The following is an 18,291-nucleotide window of genomic DNA, read 5'->3' as shown; positions in this document are numbered from 1 at the left end:
GCGGAGGGCGGCGGACGCGGACGGGAACCGGCGGCCACCGGCAGGCCCGTCCGCACCTCGCGTGCCGGCCGGCTCGGTGAATCCCCGGCCCGGCGGGAGACGTGAGGCGCCCGCTCCGCTCTCCGGCGGGCGGGCAGCCGCAGAATGACTCGTAAGTCGAGGGGGCGGCGGCATGACCAAGGGCCACGGGGGGTCGGCAGCGCCGAACATGGTGCCCGACAGTCCTGTACGGAGCGCCGCACAGGACCGGTTCGACTTCGGCGTGTACGCCGGGGTGTTCGCCAACTTCTTCCTGCACCGGTGCACGGCCACGCCGATGGTGGTGGCGCTCAGCGGCCCGTGGGGTTCGGGCAAGACCTCGCTCGCCCACCTCATCGAGCACCGGCTGCACAGCAAGAAGAACTGGGGCTTCTGGGCCGATGAGCCGATGACGTGCTGGTTCAACGCCTGGCATCACGCCGACGCGGAGAAGGTGGGTGTCGCGCTGGCCGGCTGCGTCGCCCGCCTGCTGGCCCCGCGACGGCGCATCTGGTGGCGTGTGCTGCAGCCGCTTCCCGCGACGCTGCTCATGCCGGCGCAGCGCTGGACCCGACGGCTGGTGCAGGGGCTGCTGGCGGCGCTCGCGGCCTTCGCGGGCCTGGCCGCTCTGGTGTTGTTCGTCCCGGAGCTGCGGGCGAAGCTCGGCCCGGTCGGCGACCTCGCCGAACAAGGCCCCAACCCGGTCGTGTTGTTCGCCGCGGCCTCCGCCCTGATCGCTCTGGCGACCCGGGCGTACAAGATGGGCGGCTCGCTCGGCGCCTACCTCGAATCGCCCCGGGACGTGGCAGCCCAGGGGGCGGTCGCGGAGGCGCGGGAGAACCTGGGACGGCTCGTCCGGCAAGCGCTGCGTTCTCCTCCGCCGATGCCGGGCGACGAACTTCCGGTCGGAGCGCGGCGGTTGGTGATTTTCATCGACGACCTGGAGCGGTGCCCGCCGGAGAAGGCGCTGGGCGTGTGCGAGACCGTCACCCAACTCCTGGACCACCCCGGCGTCGTGGTCGTCCTGATCTCCGACCTCGCCCCGCTCGCCTCCGCCGCCGCCGCGCGCTACCAGAACGGCGAGGAGGGCCCGCCGGATGTCGCGCTGGGGGAGCTGTACCTGGACAAGCTCATCAGCATGCGGTTCAACCTGCCGCCGCTCAGCCCGGAATCCGTCGGCCGTCTCTTCGTGCGCCCGGCGTCCGCCGGGGGCGGGCCGCCGCGCTGGGAGGGAGCGGCATGACACCCACCTTCCTGACCTACGCCCTGGAACGGTCCCTGCGGATGTTCGCGCAGACCCTGGCCGGCGTCATGTTCGCCCGGGCGGCCGGAGTCGGCGCCGCGGGGCTGCTCTGGGCCGGACCCTTGTGCGTCGCCGTGGTGGTGCTCGTCGTCGCCGTGGCTGCGAGCGGAGCGGGCGGCGGCAGTCTGTCCGCGCGCGGGTTCTGGCGTACGGCCGGAGAGCGCGTCGTGTGGTCCGCGGCCGCGTGCTTCGTGGCCGTACTGGCAACCCACCTGGCGCTCGGTGAAGACATGGGCTGGCGGCGCCTGTTGACGGTCTCGGCCGTCGCCGGGGTCCTCATTCTGGTGCCGGCGTTCCTCGACAGCCACCGGGAGTTCATCCGGGCCGCGGACGAGTACGAGGAGCGGTTCCTGGAGGCGGAGAAGACGCTGGACGCCGGCCCCGGGGAGGAAGCATCCCCGGCCCCGGGCGGCGGAACGTCGTCGGGCGCCCCCGACGACGTGCGTCTGGCCGCGTTGTACGAGCGGGCGCGGCGGGGCGCCGAGGACGAAGTCCTGCGCTATCTGCCGGCGAACCCCCGCACCGCGAAGCGCATGATCAACCATGTCTCCCTGGCGCTGACGCTCGCCTACGAACGCGAGGTGTTCGTCGAGAGCGCCATCACACCGCAGCACTTGGGCAAATGGGTGGGAATCGCCGAGCAGTGGCCGCAGCTGGGCAGCGCGTTGACGACGACGCCCGGCTACATGGCCCGGCTCGAAGCGGCGGCGACCGTGGAGGAGCTGCGGGCCGAACTCGCCACTGTCGCTCCGGCTGTCGTGGTGACCGAGGAACTCCTCCGCCGCGTCCGGGACGGTCTCCACCTCGCCCCCGTTCTGGAGCAATTGGTCCGTTTTGAACCCTTACCACTGGAGGTGCGGCCCCTCGCCGGCCGGCCGGTGATCGTGCGTGGGCCCGGGCGTGAGACCTCCGCCGTTTCCACCGCGGCCGACGGGTGACGAGCGGTGCCCGTACTGCCGTGACCTGCGGAAAGGGATGACATCGGGCTGCTCTGATACATTGGTGTCTCACGTGAGATGACAACGTCTCATCGACCGTCACCGATTGAGGAACTCATGTCCGGGTCATCAGGGCCTGCAACCGCCGCACCCGCCACCGCCGTTCACCCGCGGCGGTGGGGCATTCTCGCGATCCTCTCCGGCAGCCTCCTGCTGATCGCGATGGACACCACGATCCTCAACGTCGCCTTCCCCTCCCTCGTCGCCGACCTGCAGCCCGGCTCCGTGGAACAGCTGTGGATCATCGACGCGTACGCGCTGGCCCTCTCCGGGCTGCTGGTCACGGCAGGCGCGTTCGGCGACCGCTGGGGACGCAAGCGACTGCTGCTGCTCGGCTTCGTCCTGTTCGCTGTCGCCTCGCTGCTCGCCGTCCTCGCGACATCGGCCTGGCATGTCATCGCGGCGCGTGCGCTGCTGGGTGTCGGCGGCGCGGCCATCATGCCCTCGACGCTGTCGATCCTGCGGCACGTGTTCACCGACGGCCGCGAGCGGGCCTTCGCGTACGCGGTGTGGACCGCCGTCCTCGGCGGCGGCATGGCGCTGGGCCCGATCATCGGCGGCCTGCTCGTGGAGGACTTCGGCTGGCACGCCGCGTTCCTCCTCAACATCCCCGTCGCCGTGGTCGCCGTCGTCCTCGGTCTGTGGCTGCTGCCCGAGTCGCGCTCCCCGCGCACCGGCCGGTGGGACTGGTGGGGCGTGGGTCAGTCCATCGTCGGCATGGTCGCCCTCGCCGGCGGCATCAAGCAGCTCGGCAAGAGCGGCCTGGGCGCGCCCCTGCCGTGGCTGCTGCTGGCTCTCGCCGCCGTCGTCCTGACCGTCTTCGTGCGCCGCCAACTCCGGCTGGACAACCCGCTGTTGGAGGTCCGGCTGTTCCACAACCGGGCCTTCTCCGTGGCGGCCGCCTCCATCTTCCTCGCGATGGTCGGCATGGGCGCGGTGCTGTTCCTGCTCACCCAGTGGTTCCAGTACGCCCAGGGCTACACCCCGCTGGAGGCCGGACTGCGGCTGCTGCCCGCACCGCTCGCCCTCGTCGTCACCTCGATGATCACGCCGCGGCTGATGCACACCTTCCCCGTACGGCACGTCATGGGCGGCGGCCTCGTCCTGCTCGCCGCGGGGCTGGCGCTGCCCTGGTGCGTCCAGCAGGTCACCGGGATCGGCTACCCCGTCATGGCGCTCTCCCTCACCGTCCTCGGCCTCGGCGTGGGCGTGGCGACCACCGTCGCCTCCGTCACCCTCATGTCCGTGACGCCCACGGCGGACGTCGGCGGCGCCGCGGCCATCGACGAGACCAGCTACGAACTGGGCGCGGCGCTCGGCGTCGCCTCCCTGGGCAGCATCGCCACGGCGCTGTACCGGGGCAACCTCCCCGACCTCGGTCTCGACCCCGCCGCCACCGAAGGAGTGCGCGACTCCATCGGCGAAGCGGCCCACGTAGCCGGTCAGTTGGACGGCGCCGCGGGGCACGAGCTGCTGGCCCAGGCCTCCCACGCCTACACCCTGGGCGTCACCCCGGCGTTCCTCCTCGGCGCCGTGCTGGCTCTGGCGGCCGCCGCCCTCACCTGGGCCTGGATCCCCCGGGACATCAAGCCCACGGCGGACGCGCACTGACGCCCGCCCCCGCAAGAGGCCCCTGCGAGAGGCCCCCGCCTCCACGGGCGGGGGCCTTCCGCGTCTCCCGGCGGCCCGTCTCCGACACGCCCGTATCAGGCTGCGCACAGGTGAAACCTGCACACTGGGGTGGGCGGCAGTTGACCCCTGCCCCACCTGTGGTGACGACGGCGGATGCCGTCCCCCGTGTCGCAGTCGGGCCGCATTTGGGTCGTGCTGCGTTCGACTGGTGGTATTTTCTCGGACTCGTTCTGGGTACGTCGTAGTTCCGAAGGCCTTGGGAGGTCCATGTCCGACAGCACACGGCAACTGAAGCTCACCACAGTGTTCTCCGGATCGGACTGTGCGGTGCTGCGTGTGTCCGGAGAGCTGGACGTCCGTACGGAGAAGCAGTTCCTCTCCCACGCCGGCACGGTGATCGAGGACGGCCACCGTTTCCTCGTCCTGGACATGACGGCCCTGAGGTTCTGCGACTCGCGTGGGCTGAACTGCCTGCTGGCCATGGAGTGGCTGTGCCGCCAACTGGACGGCCACCTGCTGCTGGCCTCGCCCGGCGCACGCCTGCTGCACCTCTTGATGATCATGAAGGTGGAGGAGCTGTTCTCCTGCTACCCCACCGTCGGACACGCCCTGAGCGCCGTCCCCGACGCCTACCGCCCCGCGTGGCCGCCCGTCTATCCCGCACCCCATGACGGCCCGCCGTCCGGCCCGGACGCGGCGCCCCCGGCGTCGGCTCCCGAGCCCGGCCGCCGGGATCCGGCAGCGCGGCCCCGCGGCGGCGCGGGCCGCCTCCGCCACGACGGGGACGCGTAAGCGACTGTACGAAGTCCAGCCCCGGCAGGTGATCCGGCGCCGGGCGGATCTCACGTACGCGACCGAGAGCACCGCTCACGGCCAAGAGCGCCGCACGCTGAGGACGCCGCCCCGCGTGACGCGCCGTCAGGAGCCCCCGTGCGCGCGGCGGGCGGCGTCGTCGGGCGCGGAGAGAGCCGGCTCCCCTTCCGGAACTCTCCGCGCCCGGTCCTCCTGGCGGTGACGGGGGTCACGGAAAGAGTTCCCCGCCCTGGAACACCGCCGGAGGACGGGACTGGGGCCGCAGACGGCGATACGGTCCCAGCCGGCCTGAGCCGGATGAGTCGTACGCGGCCGCGGGGTCCGGGTGGCCGGAGAGGAACGGTTCGGTGCGCGATACCGCTGCGGCGCAACGCTGTTCGTGTCCTCTCCCCAGCAGGGTAGACCGGGGCTGCCGTCGAACGGAACAGCGCGCACCGTTTCGTCCGAAGGGAGCGGGCCGGGGGAGCGGGACGGGGAGCGCTCTCAGCCGGTCTGCGTCGTACCGACCCAGTATTCGGCGAAGCGGCCGTCCCGTACGCGGAGGATGTCGTTGCCGATGAACCGCGTCTCGCCCTCCGCCGTACGGCCCCGCCCGATCCAGCGGCCCGCGACGAACTCGCCGTCCGAGAACGGCTCCACCTCGATGTCGAAGCGCAGTGAGCTGAACATCTCGTGGGTCTGCGCGATGAGTTGGGCCAACGCGTCCGGCCCGTTCACGTCGCGGTCGGGCCAGTGACCGACGAAGTCGTCGGACACCAGCTCCTTCACCGTCTCGGCGGAGCCGTTCCACACGTCGTCGATCCAGCGCCGGTAGAGATCCGTGGGAGTGTGCGTCATGGCACCGCAGTCAAACATCCGTACAGCGCCGCAACAACGCAGCGCGCCCGGCGCCCGCGGACGAGCCCGTACGGCCCGTACGGCGCGGTGAGAGCGGGCACTCCGGCGCCCCTCTCACCGCGCCGGTCTGTCAGCTGTCGTCCGCCACGTGGCGGACGAACCGCTCCCAGCCCGTACGGCCGACGGCGAGGTGGGGCTGTGTCACGTCCTTGGAGTCCCGTACGCGGACGGCCTGTTCACTCACGGCGACCTCTATGCAGTTGTCGCCCTCGGTGCCGCTGTAGCTGGACTTGAACCAGGTCGGTTCGGAGGTGGTCATAGTTCTCCTCGGATGCGCTCCAGCAGGCCCACGGAATCCAGAGGGTTGAGGGCCTGTGAGCGGAGTGTTGCATACCGCTGGTGCAGAACAACGGCCTCTTTCGGGTCGACGATGAGCCGCCCGTTCTTCTGCCCCTCGGAGTAGGCCAGCCGTCTGTTGTCCGGGGTCTCCAGAAGCGCCAACGGGCCGTCCAGGGCCGCATGGCACTCGCTGTCCGTCGGCATGATCTGCACCGACACGTTGCGGAACGCGGCGAGCGTCAGCATGTGGTCCAACTGTGCACGCGTGACCTGGTCACCGCCCAACCGCCGCCGCACGATGTGCTCTTCAAGAACGAAGCTGAACTCGGTGTTGGGGCGCGACCGGATGAGTTGCTGGCGCTCCATCCGGGCGGCAACTTGCGCCTCCATCTGGTCGTCGGACAGCGGCGGCAGACGGTTGTCGAAGATCGCCCGCGCATAGCGCTCGGACTGCAACAGTCCTGGCGCCAGCCGGCACTCGTACGTACCGAGGCTCACGGCCGTCGTCTCCAGCCGTGCCCACTGGCGGAACCATGCGGCGATGCCCGGCTGCCGCGACAGATAGCGGGCGGCCCGCCGCAGCGCGCCGGTGTCGCCGAGCGCCGCCTCCGCCCGCTCGACGAAGTCGGCGTCGGGCATCCGGCGGCCCAACTCCACTGATGCCACAGTGTGTGGAGAACTGCACCAGTTCGGCGAACTGCACCCGGTTGAGGCCGGCGTTCTCCCGCAGGGCCTGGACGACGGCGCCGAAGGTGCGCAGGCTGTCCGAGGCGTCGGGTTCTCGTTCCCAGCCGTCCGGCAGCTCGGACTGGACTGCGGTGTCGGCCATACGCGGCCACCTCCAGGTGACGTGGGACTCCCCGCCGATCAACTGACCCAGAGTGACCGTAGACGTTCCGCACCGTCCATATCCGCACCGCGTACGGTGACCACCCGTACGTGCTCCCCGTACGTGTCATCCGCGGCCGGATGTGGCCTCACATGAATGCAATGCGGGCGCAACGCGGGGCTGTTGACGTATGTGCGGCGTGCGCCGAGTATCAATGTGGCCGCCGAGAACGCGGCCGCCACCGGAATCCGGAAGGAGGGGCCGTACATGTCGCGCCGTCACATTGCCGCGCACGAGGCTCTCTTCCGGTTCTGCGTTCCCTTTCCGGCTCGGGCTGCCTTCCCGGTCCGCGGACTGCATCTCGCCGTCCGCCGGCATGTCGACCTGCGGCGCATTTCCAGCGCCCTCTGTCAGGCCTGACGCGCACGCCGTAATTCGGGGACCGACGCACTGACACGTGCGCGCACATCGCGCGTCCCCCGCATGTGTCCCGCCCCCCCCCGTGGCCGATTCCGTGCCGTACGGATGCCCGCTGCCGTGGCGCGCCGGTCTCGTCTTTCCGCTCGCCCTTTCACCGCTTTCCCCTGCCCCCGGACCGTGTCCGGAGGGCCGAGAGGATCATTCATGGCTGTCCCCGCAGAGAAATCCCCCACCCAGAACGCCCTCACGGTCCGGCCTGTCGCCGGGCACATCGGTGCCGACATCTCCGGCGTCGACATCGCACAGCCGCTGACGCCCGAGCAGACGCGGCAGATCCGGGAGGCGCTGCACCGCTGGAAGGTCGTCTTCTTCCGCGACCAGAGTCTCGACCACGCCTCGCAGATCGCCTTCGCCCGCAACTTCGGCGAATTGACCTATGCGCACCCGCACGACGACACGCCGCCGGAGCAGTTCCCGGAGATCTTCACCATCGACCCGCGCCGCTACGAGAAGCGGTACGGGGACGGGATCGACCAGCAGCGCGTACGCCGCAAGTACAGCTATTTCGGCGGCTGGCACACCGATGTCACGCCCGCAGTGAACCCGCCGGCGGGCTCCATCCTGCGTGCCGAGACCGTTCCCGAGTACGGCGGCGACACGACGTGGACCAACACCGTCGCGGCGTACGAGGCGCTGTCCGCTCCCGTACGCGCGTTCATCGACGGGCTGCGTGCCGAGCACCGTTACGGCGGGGAGAGCAAGCCGACCGGCGACAGCGGTTACGCCCGCCGCGTCAACGACAATCTGCTGGTCGCCAACCATCCCGTGGTGCGTGTCCACCCGGAGACCGGTGAACGCGCACTGTTCGTCAGCCCCGGCTTCACCAGCCACATCCTGGACGTGACGCCGCGCGAGAGCCGCAAACTGCTGGAGCTGCTGTACGAGCAGCTGACCCGCCCCGAGTTCACGGTGCGTTTCCGGTGGGAGCCGGGCAGCGTCGCGTTCTGGGACAACCGCGCCACCGCTCACCTCGCCCCGGGCGACCTGGACCATCTGCACGTCGAACGTCGGCTGCACCGCGTCACGTTGACCGGTGATGTGCCGGTGGGGCCCGACGGCCGCGAGTCCGAACTGGTCTCGGGACAGCCGTTCACCTCGGACCACAAGGTCGTCGTCCGCGCCTGACACACGGGCTCCGCAGTCCTGACATGCGCAGTCCTGACACGTGCAGCCCGCCCCGGGACCTTTCCGTCCCGGCCGAATCTGGAATCCATTCATGCCCCGAGCGATACGCGCTGCCCTGCCGGCAGTCCTCAGCATTTCCCTGCTGCTGGCCGGCTGTGTGCAGAACACCCAGTCCACCACCACCGCGAAAAGCGAGAACGTGGCGGACCGGAAGATTCCCGCAAAGGTGTCCTCCCGTACGTCCCTCACCGTCGGGTCACCTGAACTCAAGGTCGCACTGCGCCTGTCCGGCCAGCTCGACAAGCTGCCTTTCAAAGTCAAATGGGCCAACATCAGTGGTGGGCCCCAGTGTTCGGAAGCCTTCCGCGCACGCTCTCTCGACGTGTGCTCGTCCGCGGAAATCCCCTCCATCCACGCGCACTGGACCGGTTTGGACACCAAACTGGTGGCGGCGAAATTCCGCAAGGACCCGCTGCGGCACCCCATTTACCGTCTCGGTATCGCGCCGGGTGCCGGCATCGACTCACTGAAGGGCCTCCGCGGAAAGAAGATCGCGTACAGCCCGGGCCAGGCGCAGGGCGCGCTCGTACTGCGCATCCTGGCCAAGGCGGGGCTCGCCAAGGACGACGTACAGCTGGTCGAACTGCCCAGCACCGGCGACGTCTACCCGACCGCGCTGGCCAACGGACAGGTCGACGCCGCACCGCTCGGCGACGTCAACATCAAGCGCTATCCGGCGAAGTACGGAAAGGAGGGCGCCAAGACCATCCCGCACGGGCTGCGCGACGACCCCGGGCACCTGTGGGCGCCCACCGCGAGCGTGAAGGACCCGCGGAAGGCGGCGGCGGTCCGGGAACTCGTCAAGTTCTGGGCGCGGGCGATGCGTTGGATCGACAAGCACCCCCAGGAGTGGATCCGCGGCTACTTCGTCAAGGACCAGGGGCTGAGCGCCGAGGACGGCGCCTACCTGGTCGAGCACAACGGCCACCCCGACATCCCGCGCAGCTGGGACGGGCCCATCGCCCGGCAGCAGAAGACGGTCGACCTGCTGGCGAAGGAGACCGGCAAGAAGACGTTCGACGCCGCGACGCTCTTCGACCGGCGCTACGAACACGTCGCCGCCGACGCACTCACCGGCAAAGCGCCTACCGACAACGAGCGCGCCGAAGGGCGGAAGAAGCCATGAGTACGGTAACCGTGCGCGGGAGCGGTGAGTCCGCGCTCGTGCCCCTCCGCCGGCCACGCTCCCGGCTGGGCCCGGGCCGGCCGGTCCCGTACGGGTGGGCGCTCGGTCCTGTGCTGCTGCTCGTCGTATGGGCGGCGGGTTCGGCCGCCGGCCTCATCGACCCGCGCAGCATCTCCGCGCCCTGGACGGTGGTCTCCACGGCAGGCGACCTGATCGCCGACGGACGCCTGCAGACCAACCTCGGAACCTCCGTCCAACGGGTCGCCGTGGGGCTGCTGTTCGGCGTCGCGGCGGGTCTGGTGCTGGCCGTGGTGTCCGGGCTGAGCCGGATCGGCGAGGCGGTCATCGACGGCCCCGTGCAGATCAAACGGTCCATCCCCTCGCTGGCGCTCATCCCGCTGCTGATCCTGTGGTTCGGCATCGGGGAACCCATGAAGGTCATCACCATCGCGCTCGCCGTCTTCGTCCCCGTCTACATCCACACCCACAACGGGCTGCGCGGCATCGACAGCCGGTACGTCGAACTGGCCGAGACCGTACGGCTGAACAGGGCGCAGTTCCTGCGGCACGTCGTGCTCCCCGGCGCACTGCCCGGCTTCCTGCTGGGGATGCGCTTCGCCGTCACCTCGGCGTGGCTGGCGCTGGTCGTCGTCGAACAGGTCAACGCCACCAGCGGCATCGGCTACATGATGGAGCTGGCCCGGACGTACGGACAGACCGAGATCATCATCGTCGGACTCGTCGTGTACGGACTTCTCGGCCTGCTCTCCGACGGCCTCGTACGGATCGTCCAGAGGAGGGCACTGTCATGGCGACGCACACTGGCGGACTGACCGAGGCGCCGGCCCGTACGGACGACGACTCGGCATCGGGTGCGGACAGGGATGTGGTCCGGCTGTCGGGGCTCGTACGTGCCTTCGGCGACCGCAGGGTGCTGGACGGGCTCGATCTGCGGCTCGGTGAGGGCGAGTTCGTGGCGCTCCTCGGCCGCAGCGGCTCCGGCAAGAGCACCCTGCTGCGGGCCGTGGCCGGCATCGACGACGGCGTCCACGGAGCCGGTACCTTGCGCGCGCCCGAGCAGGTGTCGGTCGTCTTCCAGGACGCGCGGCTGCTGCCGTGGAAACGCGTCCTCGACAACGTACGCGTCGGCCTCACCGGCCCGGACGCAGTCGAACGGGCCCGGGCCGCACTCGCCGAAGTCGGCCTCGCCGGCCGCGAACGCGCCTGGCCCGTCGAGCTCTCCGGCGGCGAACAGCAGCGCGTCGCCCTCGCCCGCTCCCTTGTACGCGAACCCGAACTGCTCCTCGCCGACGAACCGTTCGGCGCCCTCGACGCCCTGACCCGCATCAGGATGCACACCCTGCTGCGCCGCCTGTGCGCCCGTCACCGGCCCGCCGTACTGCTGGTCACCCACGACGTGGACGAGGCCATCGCGCTCGCCGACCGCGTAGCGGTCCTGGAGGAGGGCCGCATCATCGCGGACCTCCCCGTAGACCTCCCGCCCCCACGCCACCACGGCACGAAGGCACACGCGACACTCCGCGACCAACTGCTGACCCAGCTCGGCCTGGACACCGAGGCGGAAGCCCCAACCACCTAGGTGTGGGCACGCGGTCCGCCAAGGGGCGGAACGGGTGGGCACACCGGACCGCACCCGCGCAGGAAACGCCCCCCGCACCCAACGCATGCGCCCCGTAGAGGGGCCGACCCGAACAAACCTGAAGGAGCACATGTGAAACCGCCCAGACCCCGCCACACCCTGATCACCCTCTCCGGACTGGCCCTGCTCGCCACAGCGACCCCCGCCCCCGCCGCCACGCCGCCCGCCGCCGCACCGCCCGAGGCACACCGCAACTCCGTGGCCCTAGACTGGTACGACACCACCGCCGACACCGTGGCGGAAGCCGGAGCCAAGACCCAGGTGACCAACAACCGCACCTGGGCCATCAGTTGGCTCGCCGCGGCGCGGGCCACGCGGCAGGCACCCGACGGCACCGACCGTGCGGACCGCGCCGACTTCCAGAACGCGGCGCTCGCCTCCGCCGTACACCACGCCCTCGTCGCCCTCGCCCCCTCCCGTACGGGGCAGTTGGACGCCGCCCTCCAGCGGACGCTCGACCGCATCCCCGACGGTCCCGCCGAGGACCGTGGCGTGGCGGCAGGCGAACGCCAGGCCCAACGCGCCCTGGACGCGCGGAAGGACGACGGCCTCGACCCGGAATCCGTGAACGCGCCCTTCCCGGTGCCCGACCCCGCCCCCGGCGTGTGGCAGCCCACGCCGCCCGACCACGCGCCCGCGGCCCAGTACGGCAACCGGCTCGCGCGGCCGTTCGCGCTGGACAGCGCCGACCAGTACCGGCTCGGCCCACCGCCCGCGCTGGACTCGGCCCGCTACCGCGCCGACCTCGACGAGGTCCGTACGTACGGCGCCGCGGACAGCACCAAGCGCACCCCGCACCAGACGGAGACCGCCACCTTCTGGCTCGGCTCCTCCCTCACGCTCTACACCGAGCCGTTGCGTGTCGCGCTGAGCCGTTCGCAGCAGGGGACGGGCGAACAGGCCGCGCTGGTGGGGCTGTTCCACACCGCGCTGGTCGACACGCAGATCGCCACGTCCGACACCAAGTACGCGCACCAGCGGTGGCGTCCCGTCACCGCCATCCGTACGGGCGACATCGACCGCGACCCCAACTGGACGCCCCTGCACGACACTCCGGCGCACCCCGACTATCCCAGCGGTCACAACACGTACTCCGGTGCGGCCGAAGCGGTGCTCGACTCGTACGCGGGACCGGTCACCGCCCCGTTCAAACTGACGAGCCCCACGGCGCCGGGCGTCACACGCACGTACACCAGTTGGCACCAGCTCACCGCGGAGGACGTCGACGCCCGCGTGTACTCCGGCATCCACACCCGCACCGCCGACGAGGCCGGCGTCACCCTCGGCAAGAACGTGGCCCGTCACGCACTCAGGGACTCGGCTGAACTGCTCAGCCCCCGCTGACTATTTCGCCTCACCCAAGCAGGGGATCGCGGGCCGTCGGACAGGCCCGCGGTCCCTTTACTTGCACTCCGAGAGGTAGCGGTCGAAGGCATGGTGCTCGGCCTGTCGTGCTCGCTTCTCCGTGCGCGCGTCCGCGGCCAGGACGCCGACCGCGAGCTTGGTGCCGTCCTGCACGTTCTTCGTGTTCGCACAGGACGCCACGACAACCCATTCGTCGTCGGTGCCCGCGTGATCCCCGAGACGGTACGAGGGCTTCGCGCCGGTGACGGGCTTCGACAGGTCGTACGACACCATCGAGGAATCCGGCGGCAGCTTCCGCTCCACCTGACCAACGGACTGCCCCACGAACGACCCCACCGGCACGTCCGGTTCACTGTGCGAGCACCCCGCGAGAACGCTCGCCGCGAGCACCGTTCCCAGTGCCGTATTGCGCGCGGTTGCTCTCCGAGACATGGTTCCCCCTCTGTGCTCGCGGCCGTGGTCAGCGGCCGCCATCCGCAAGATCGTACGCAATTGCGTCGGCGAAGTCCCATTTGGCCTGCGACATTGCGTATGCAAGTCGATGTCGCCCTTCGATTGCCTGGGGGTGTGGGGTGGCCGGGGCGTGTTCGGGGACGACTCTGGCGGTCGGGGGCGGGGCGGCGGAGACTGTTGCCGCCGGGGGCACCTGGCGGGGGAGGCGGGATGACCGATGTCGGGGCGGGCGCCGTGCCGGGCCGGCGTACGGAACTGGACGTCATCCGCACGCTCGTGGTCATCGGGCTGGTGTTCTTCCACTCGGCGCTGGTCTTCGCCACGGACGACGACTTCTACATCAAGAACCGCGACACCACCGACGCGATCCTCATCATCGCCGGGCTGGGCGTCGTGTGGGCGATGCCGATGCTGTTCTTCGTCGCGGGTCTCGGATCCTGGTTCTCGTTGCGCCGCCGCGGCGCCGGCGGCTTCGCGAAGGAACGGCTCGTACGACTCGGCGTACCGCTGCTGTTCGCGACCGCCGTGCTGTTGCCGGTGCCGCAGTGGCTGCGCGTACGGGCTGCTGCACAGGGCGGTGACGATGTGTCATACGTGGACTTCCTGCCGCACTTCTTCGACGTCCACCTGGAGCCGTCCGCGTTCCCCTTCGTCGTACAGGGCGAGCACTTCGAGACGGGCCACCTCTGGTTCGTGGTCCTCCTCCTCACGTTCTCGCTGCTGCTGGCGCCCGCGGTCCGGTGGTTCCCGGCGGCACCCGCCCGCCGGATCCGTGACCGCCTCGCCCGGGCGTGCGAGCGGCGCGGCGTGGTGCTGCTGCCGGCGCTCCTGCTCGCCGCGCTCAGCGCGCTGCTCGGCATCGAGGAGGACTACGGCGGCTGGCACCGCTGGGCGTACCTGCTCTTCTTCCTGTACGGGTACGCCCTGGCCACCGACGACCGTTTCCGTACGGCGATGCGCAGAGACGCGGTGGTGGCCGCCGTACTCGGCCCGCTCCTCTTCGTCGCGTGCGCCCCCGGATTCACGGCCGAGGGCGACCCCTTCACGGACCCGACGGCCCTCGCGACCGTCTCCCGCGCCCTCTACGGCGCGGCAGGCTGGTGCTGGCTCGTGGGCATCGTGGGCCTCCTCGACCGACGGGCCGTGCGCGTGTCGGCCGACGGTGCCGGTGCCGCTGCCGGTGGCGAGTCCGCTGCCGGTGCTGAGGCCGAGTCCGTGTCCGGCCGGGCCGGCCGCCGCCAACGGATACTGGGCTATCTGGCCGTCGGCGCCCTGCCGTTGTACGTGCTGCACCAGCCGATCGTCGTGGCGGTCGCCTACGGCGTCGTCGGCCTCGACGCCTCGATCCCCGTCAAATACGCCCTGATCGTCACGGCTTCCCTCGCCCTCACCGTCACCACGTACGAACTACTCGTCCGCCGCACGAGGTTGACCCGCTTCCTCTTCGGCATGCGGCCGAAGAGCGGCAGGACGCCCAGGCCGTCGAGCGAGGGGGCCGGAGAGTTCGACACGAACCGGTAGTGCTTCAGAGCCTGGGACTTTCGCCTCAGGAAGACTCATTCCGGAGGACCGTGACGGCCCGCCACCGGGCGCGACACGATCACCAAGACCGCAGAAGGACGGCCTGCCGACAGTGGGCGGGCGACGACAGTACGGGAGGAACCATGTCGTACCCCGAGCCCCGCTACCTCGGCGAAAAGGGCGAAATCAACGCCGTGTTCAGGCCGGCCGACACCGAACCCGATCTCCGGTCGTCCGGTGGCGGCGCCACGCACTACCTCGCCACAGGTGAGTCCACCGGCGGTGAATTCGGCCTCTACAAAGTGCAGATGGGCCCCAAAGCGCCGGGCCCGTCGACGCATTTCCACCGCGCCATTTCGGAGTCCTTCTACGTACTGGACGGCGAGGTGACCATCTTCGACGGCGAACGCTGGGTCCCCTGCGGCCCCGGCGACTTCCTCTACGTACCGGTGGGCGGACTGCACGCCTTCAAGAACGCCTCCGACGACCCCGCGTCGATGCTGCTGCTCTTCGCACCGGGCGCGCCGCGCGAGGAGTACTTCGAGCGGGTGGCCGAGATGTCACAGCGCAGCCGGGAGGAGCAGAAGGAGTTCCGCATCCGCCACGACAGCTATTTCGTCGAGGACTTCGAGGCCTAGTGCTCCAGCCGTAGACCGCTGGTGCGCCGTCCGACCGACCGCGCCTACGGGTGCGTTTCCGTGATCGCGATGACCTCGTCGAGGCGGTCCAGGGCGGTCTGCAGGTCGTCGACCTTGGCCTGGATGCGGTCGCGCTCGGCGCGCAGCATGGCTCGTTGCTCGGCGTCGGTGTGCCCGGAGTCCCAGCACGGAAGGAGTTCGGAGATCCTTCGGCTGGTCAGGCCGGCGGCGTACATCTGCTGGAAGAAGCGCACCAGGGTGACGGCGTCCTGCCGGTAGAGGCGCTGGCCGGATGGGCTGCGCTCCGCGATGAGCAGTCCCTGCTGCTCGTAGTAGCGCACGGCGCGCACCGAGACGCCGGCGCCCCGCGCCACCTCGCCGATGCGGATCAGCCGCTCGGCCGCGGCCTGCGTGACGGTCATGGTGATTCCCCCCCACCCCGGTTCTGACGACCAGCACTTGCCCCTGACGTCAACGTCAGGTTTTAGCGTACCGGACATGGAAATCAACAACTCAGTTGCCCTTGTCACCGGAGCCAACCGCGGCCTGGGCCGCGCCTTCGCCCAGCGCCTGCTCGAACGCGGCGCCCGCAAGGTCTACGCGACGGCCCGCCGACCGGAGACCGTGGACCTGCCCGGGGTCGAGGTGCTGCGCCTCGACATCGCCGATCCCGCGTCCGTGAGGGCCGCCGCCGAGGCCGCCCCGGACGTCTCGCTGCTCGTCAACAACGCGGGCATCCAGACGGGGACCGACCTGGTGACCGGTTCGCTGGACACGGTGCGGCACGAGCTGGAGACCAACATGTTCGGCCACCTGGGAATGATCCGGGAGTTCGCGCCGGCCCTCGCCGGGAACGGCGGGGGCGCCATCGTCAACGTCCTCTCCGCCATGTCGTGGTTCGGGGGCACGGGAGCCAACGCCTACCACCTGACCAAGGCCGCCGCCTGGGCCATGACCAACGGTGTCCGCCTGGAGCTCGCCGAGCAGGGCACGCTCGTCACAGCGGTACACCTCGGCCTGGCCGACACCGACATGACCGCGGGCTGGCCCGTGGACAAGATCGCTCCGTCGGACCTGGCCGACGCGGCGCTCGACGGCGTCGAGGCGGGCTCCGCAGAGGTCCTCGCCGACCAGTGGAGCCGGGACGTCAAGTCCCGACTGCCGCTGACGCCGGAAGAGTTCAACGCCGCGATGGACCGCGCGCTGACGGCCCTGACGGCGACCTGATGGGCCCTCGGGCCACGCCGGCGTTGAGTATCAGCCGGGCGATGACTGTAACGGCCATGTACTAGGGGCGCTCGTTAGGCAACTGCCCAGCCGCGCAAGCGAGTCGGAGTGGTCATGACCATTCAACGACGCTCTTTCCGACGCGCCGCATTGTGGGGGGTGGCTCCGGCCGCCGCGCTTGCCGTGGGGGTCACGGCGGTTGCCAACGGTGCGCTCCCCGCCTCTCAGGACGGGGCGCAGCAGGCTGCCGCCGCCCACAGTGCTGCGCCGAAGACCGCGGACAAGGCGGACGGCAGCGAAGCCAAGGGCGCGGACGGGGAGTTGACGGCGCGCAGCGCTGCCCGGCGGCCCGGCCACAGACACGGGCCCGGGCACGGCCATGGTCACGGGCAAGGGCAGAACCGTCCCCGCGTGCACCATGTGTCGCTCTCGATCTCGCCGCAGGGCGACGGGACCCAGAGCAACATCCAGTTCGCCGCCAACTACCAGCGGGCGATCAACGACCTGCGCCGGGAGACCGGGCCCGTCCTGCGCAACTACGTACGCACCACCGAGCCGGAAAACCGCGATCTGATCCGCCTGCGGGTCTACCGGGACGGGAGCCAGCCCGTCGATCTCTTCTTCACCGCCGAGAACCTCTACCTGCACGCCTGGGCCACCTACAACAACCGCGACAACCCGGAGCAGGGCACGCTCTTCGAATTCGGGGACCGCCACATCGGGCCCCTCCTGGGCTGGAACCACCGCGACGTCGTGCACACCGGACTGCCGGGCGGCTACGACAACTTGGAGAGCACCGCAGCCTATAGGCGCCCCAACAACCCCGACAATCCCAATCGCCACAACATCGAGTACGGACGCCCCAGCCTCTGGCGCGCCTTCTCCGCCCTGGACAACGCCGACGGCCGCTACCGGATGAACCGGCACGGCGCCCCCGATCCGACGGCCGACGCCCCCACCCGGCGCGAACTGGCACGCAGCCTGATTACCGTCATCACCGCCACCTCCGAAGCCGCCCGCATCCGGCCGGTCGCCTCCGACATCCGCAACGCCGTGCACTACAACCGGCCGACCACGATGACCCAGGAGAATCTGGACCTGATCCAGGACTGGACTGACGTGTCCCAGTGGATGCTCAACGTCACCCAATCCCCCGACGCACAGCCCTCGGACAGCATCCACGAGCGTCTCCGCCAGCACCTGCACAGCTTCCAGGACGGTCAGGGCTACCTCGCGGTGGTCCACAAGAAGAGCAGCCCCAAGTAGCGCACCCCGCAGGAACAGGGGCCGGCCGCCGCACAGTTGGCCCCCGTTCCTGCCCGGACGCGGTCAGCCGGCGAGTGGCCGCCATCGGACTCCGTACGCGGGGTCGCAGGGTGGCGTCAGTCGACGGGGGCGACCCGGATCAGGTTGCCGTCCGGATCCGCGACGACGAACGTGCGCCCGAAAACCTCATCGCGCGGCTCGCTGACCACGTGGACTCCTTTCGCCACCCACTGCTCAAACTGGCGGTCGATCACGTCGGGGCCGCCAGGCAGCGAGAGACAGACTTCACTGGTGCGTGGTACCGCCGGGGTCAGTTCGTCGACGTTCCCGCTCCAGAGCGCGAGGTCCGCGCCATCGCCGAGATCGAAAGCGATGTAGCGAGGGGTCTCGAAGCTGGGCTCGATCTCCAGCAGGTCTGCGTAGAAGCGCGCCGCTTCGGGTGCGTCGTTGACGTACACGATGAACACGATCGATTTCGACATCGCTCACTCCTCGGTCGGTGTCTCTGGACGACCAGAGCTTGCCTTGCCATTCCTGACAAGTGCCGTCATGTTTTCCGGGCTTCTCGATCCGTACCCACGAGCCCCGCCGGGCCGGCCCG

General features: G+C 70.2%; 18 protein-coding genes and 2 pseudogenes. 14 read left to right on the top strand and 6 right to left on the bottom strand.

The features are described from left to right. Positions 1-172 precede the first annotated feature (172 nt). From AC3AGO_RS02000 to AC3AGO_RS01980, 5 genes and pseudogenes are all read left to right on the top strand, one after another. Positions 173-460: pseudogene (locus AC3AGO_RS02000) on the top strand (P-loop NTPase fold protein); the annotation flags it as partial. A gap of 318 nt (positions 461-778) precedes the next feature. Continuing rightward, positions 779-1,261 (top strand): P-loop NTPase fold protein, encoded by a 483-nt coding sequence (locus tag AC3AGO_RS01995; protein WP_487824510.1) that lies wholly within the window; start codon positions 779-781, stop codon positions 1,259-1,261. Next, entirely contained in the window at positions 1,258-2,259 is a 1,002-nt protein-coding gene (locus AC3AGO_RS01990) for a hypothetical protein (RefSeq protein ID WP_487818328.1), read from the top strand. Before AC3AGO_RS01995 ends, AC3AGO_RS01990 begins: the two co-directional genes overlap by 4 nt. 117 nt (positions 2,260-2,376) lie before the next feature. Beyond that, positions 2,377-3,930 carry an MFS transporter gene (locus AC3AGO_RS01985; RefSeq protein ID WP_487818327.1) on the top strand — a complete coding sequence of 518 codons (1,554 nt, stop codon included), beginning with the start codon at positions 2,377-2,379 and terminating at the stop codon, positions 3,928-3,930. Positions 3,931-4,218: 288 nt separating this feature from the next. Beyond that, the gene (locus tag AC3AGO_RS01980; RefSeq protein WP_487818326.1) at positions 4,219-4,743 is read left to right on the top strand and encodes an STAS domain-containing protein; all 525 of its coding nucleotides are present in this window, start codon (positions 4,219-4,221) and stop codon (positions 4,741-4,743) included. Between the two features lie 504 nt (positions 4,744-5,247). On the opposite strand, the gene AC3AGO_RS01975 is transcribed toward AC3AGO_RS01980, so the two are convergent. The 3 genes and pseudogenes from AC3AGO_RS01975 to AC3AGO_RS01965 all read right to left on the bottom strand — a co-directional run bounded on the left by AC3AGO_RS01975 (position 5,248) and on the right by AC3AGO_RS01965 (position 6,769). Further along, entirely contained in the window at positions 5,248-5,601 is a 354-nt protein-coding gene (locus AC3AGO_RS01975; RefSeq protein WP_487818325.1) for an ester cyclase, read from the bottom strand. A 130-nt stretch (positions 5,602-5,731) separates the two neighbouring features. Beyond that, the gene (locus AC3AGO_RS01970) at positions 5,732-5,920 is read right to left on the bottom strand and encodes a DUF397 domain-containing protein (protein WP_487818324.1); all 189 of its coding nucleotides are present in this window, start codon (positions 5,918-5,920) and stop codon (positions 5,732-5,734) included. Further along, positions 5,917-6,769 (bottom strand): annotated as a pseudogene (locus AC3AGO_RS01965) (helix-turn-helix domain-containing protein). The gene AC3AGO_RS01970 and the pseudogene AC3AGO_RS01965 overlap by 4 nt, the downstream one beginning before the upstream one ends. A gap of 624 nt (positions 6,770-7,393) precedes the next feature. Between AC3AGO_RS01965 and AC3AGO_RS01960 the strand changes: the two are divergent. From AC3AGO_RS01960 to AC3AGO_RS01940, 5 genes are all read left to right on the top strand, one after another. After that, positions 7,394-8,374: a TauD/TfdA dioxygenase family protein gene (locus AC3AGO_RS01960; RefSeq protein WP_487818323.1), complete on the top strand. Its 981-nt coding sequence runs from the start codon at positions 7,394-7,396 to the stop codon at positions 8,372-8,374. 91 nt (positions 8,375-8,465) lie between these two features. Then, positions 8,466-9,560, top strand: coding sequence for an ABC transporter substrate-binding protein (locus AC3AGO_RS01955; RefSeq protein ID WP_487818322.1), 1,095 nt, complete (start codon positions 8,466-8,468; stop codon positions 9,558-9,560). Further along, positions 9,557-10,393: an ABC transporter permease gene (locus AC3AGO_RS01950; protein ID WP_487818321.1), complete on the top strand. Its 837-nt coding sequence runs from the start codon at positions 9,557-9,559 to the stop codon at positions 10,391-10,393. The genes AC3AGO_RS01955 and AC3AGO_RS01950 overlap by 4 nt, the downstream gene beginning before the upstream one ends. Further along, entirely contained in the window at positions 10,369-11,160 is a 792-nt protein-coding gene (locus AC3AGO_RS01945; RefSeq protein ID WP_487818320.1) for an ABC transporter ATP-binding protein, read from the top strand. Before AC3AGO_RS01950 ends, AC3AGO_RS01945 begins: the two co-directional genes overlap by 25 nt. A gap of 132 nt (positions 11,161-11,292) precedes the next feature. Further along, positions 11,293-12,564 carry a vanadium-dependent haloperoxidase gene (locus tag AC3AGO_RS01940; RefSeq protein WP_487818319.1) on the top strand — a complete coding sequence of 424 codons (1,272 nt, stop codon included), beginning with the start codon at positions 11,293-11,295 and terminating at the stop codon, positions 12,562-12,564. Positions 12,565-12,621: 57 nt separating this feature from the next. Here the strand turns inward: AC3AGO_RS01940 and AC3AGO_RS01935 are convergent, their stop codons facing one another. Beyond that, entirely contained in the window at positions 12,622-13,017 is a 396-nt protein-coding gene (locus AC3AGO_RS01935) for a hypothetical protein (protein WP_487818318.1), read from the bottom strand. A gap of 231 nt (positions 13,018-13,248) precedes the next feature. On the opposite strand from AC3AGO_RS01935, the gene AC3AGO_RS01930 reads away from it, so the two are divergent. Beyond that, the gene (locus AC3AGO_RS01930) at positions 13,249-14,559 is read left to right on the top strand and encodes an acyltransferase family protein (RefSeq protein WP_487818317.1); all 1,311 of its coding nucleotides are present in this window, start codon (positions 13,249-13,251) and stop codon (positions 14,557-14,559) included. Between the two features lie 143 nt (positions 14,560-14,702). Next, on the top strand, positions 14,703-15,197 hold the full coding sequence (locus tag AC3AGO_RS01925; protein WP_487818316.1) for a cupin domain-containing protein: 495 nt from the start codon (positions 14,703-14,705) through the stop codon (positions 15,195-15,197). 44 nt (positions 15,198-15,241) lie between these two features. Here AC3AGO_RS01925 and AC3AGO_RS01920 read toward each other — a convergent pair whose 3' ends face one another. Then, positions 15,242-15,619 (bottom strand): MerR family transcriptional regulator, encoded by a 378-nt coding sequence (locus AC3AGO_RS01920; protein WP_487818315.1) that lies wholly within the window; start codon positions 15,617-15,619, stop codon positions 15,242-15,244. A gap of 76 nt (positions 15,620-15,695) precedes the next feature. On the opposite strand from AC3AGO_RS01920, the gene AC3AGO_RS01915 reads away from it, so the two are divergent. Next, positions 15,696-16,424: an SDR family oxidoreductase gene (locus tag AC3AGO_RS01915; protein WP_487818314.1), complete on the top strand. Its 729-nt coding sequence runs from the start codon at positions 15,696-15,698 to the stop codon at positions 16,422-16,424. Positions 16,425-16,835: 411 nt separating this feature from the next. Beyond that, positions 16,836-17,690, top strand: coding sequence for a ribosome-inactivating family protein (locus AC3AGO_RS01910; protein WP_487818313.1), 855 nt, complete (start codon positions 16,836-16,838; stop codon positions 17,688-17,690). Between the two features lie 116 nt (positions 17,691-17,806). Here the strand turns inward: AC3AGO_RS01910 and AC3AGO_RS01905 are convergent, their stop codons facing one another. Beyond that, a complete protein-coding gene (locus AC3AGO_RS01905; protein WP_487818312.1) occupies positions 17,807-18,172 on the bottom strand; it encodes a VOC family protein in 366 nt (121 codons plus the stop codon). Positions 18,173-18,291: the final 119 nt, after the last annotated feature.

This window comes from Streptomyces sp. BL1 (genome assembly GCF_057628045.1).
The sequence above is the reverse complement of the archived record's forward strand: the minus strand, read 5'-3'. Positions and strand labels throughout refer to the sequence as shown.

Bases quoted from the DNA above. Each gene is read 5' to 3' on its own strand.
- AC3AGO_RS01920 (WP_487818315.1), bottom strand. From the start codon at position 15,619: ATGACCGTCACGCAGGCCGCGGCCGAGCGGCTGATCCGCATCGGCGAG.
- AC3AGO_RS01995 (WP_487824510.1), top strand. From the start codon at position 779: ATGGGCGGCTCGCTCGGCGCCTACCTCGAATCGCCCCGGGACGTGGCA.
- AC3AGO_RS01925 (WP_487818316.1), top strand. From the start codon at position 14,703: ATGTCGTACCCCGAGCCCCGCTACCTCGGCGAAAAGGGCGAAATCAAC.
- AC3AGO_RS01980 (WP_487818326.1), top strand. From the start codon at position 4,219: ATGTCCGACAGCACACGGCAACTGAAGCTCACCACAGTGTTCTCCGGA.
- AC3AGO_RS01955 (WP_487818322.1), top strand. From the start codon at position 8,466: ATGCCCCGAGCGATACGCGCTGCCCTGCCGGCAGTCCTCAGCATTTCC.
- AC3AGO_RS01970 (WP_487818324.1), bottom strand. From the start codon at position 5,920: ATGACCACCTCCGAACCGACCTGGTTCAAGTCCAGCTACAGCGGCACC.
- AC3AGO_RS01985 (WP_487818327.1), top strand. From the start codon at position 2,377: ATGTCCGGGTCATCAGGGCCTGCAACCGCCGCACCCGCCACCGCCGTT.
- AC3AGO_RS01930 (WP_487818317.1), top strand. From the start codon at position 13,249: ATGACCGATGTCGGGGCGGGCGCCGTGCCGGGCCGGCGTACGGAACTG.
- AC3AGO_RS01905 (WP_487818312.1), bottom strand. From the start codon at position 18,172: ATGTCGAAATCGATCGTGTTCATCGTGTACGTCAACGACGCACCCGAA.
- AC3AGO_RS01915 (WP_487818314.1), top strand. From the start codon at position 15,696: ATGGAAATCAACAACTCAGTTGCCCTTGTCACCGGAGCCAACCGCGGC.
- AC3AGO_RS01950 (WP_487818321.1), top strand. From the start codon at position 9,557: ATGAGTACGGTAACCGTGCGCGGGAGCGGTGAGTCCGCGCTCGTGCCC.
- AC3AGO_RS01935 (WP_487818318.1), bottom strand. From the start codon at position 13,017: ATGTCTCGGAGAGCAACCGCGCGCAATACGGCACTGGGAACGGTGCTC.
- AC3AGO_RS01975 (WP_487818325.1), bottom strand. From the start codon at position 5,601: ATGACGCACACTCCCACGGATCTCTACCGGCGCTGGATCGACGACGTG.
- AC3AGO_RS01990 (WP_487818328.1), top strand. From the start codon at position 1,258: ATGACACCCACCTTCCTGACCTACGCCCTGGAACGGTCCCTGCGGATG.
- AC3AGO_RS01960 (WP_487818323.1), top strand. From the start codon at position 7,394: ATGGCTGTCCCCGCAGAGAAATCCCCCACCCAGAACGCCCTCACGGTC.
- AC3AGO_RS01945 (WP_487818320.1), top strand. From the start codon at position 10,369: ATGGCGACGCACACTGGCGGACTGACCGAGGCGCCGGCCCGTACGGAC.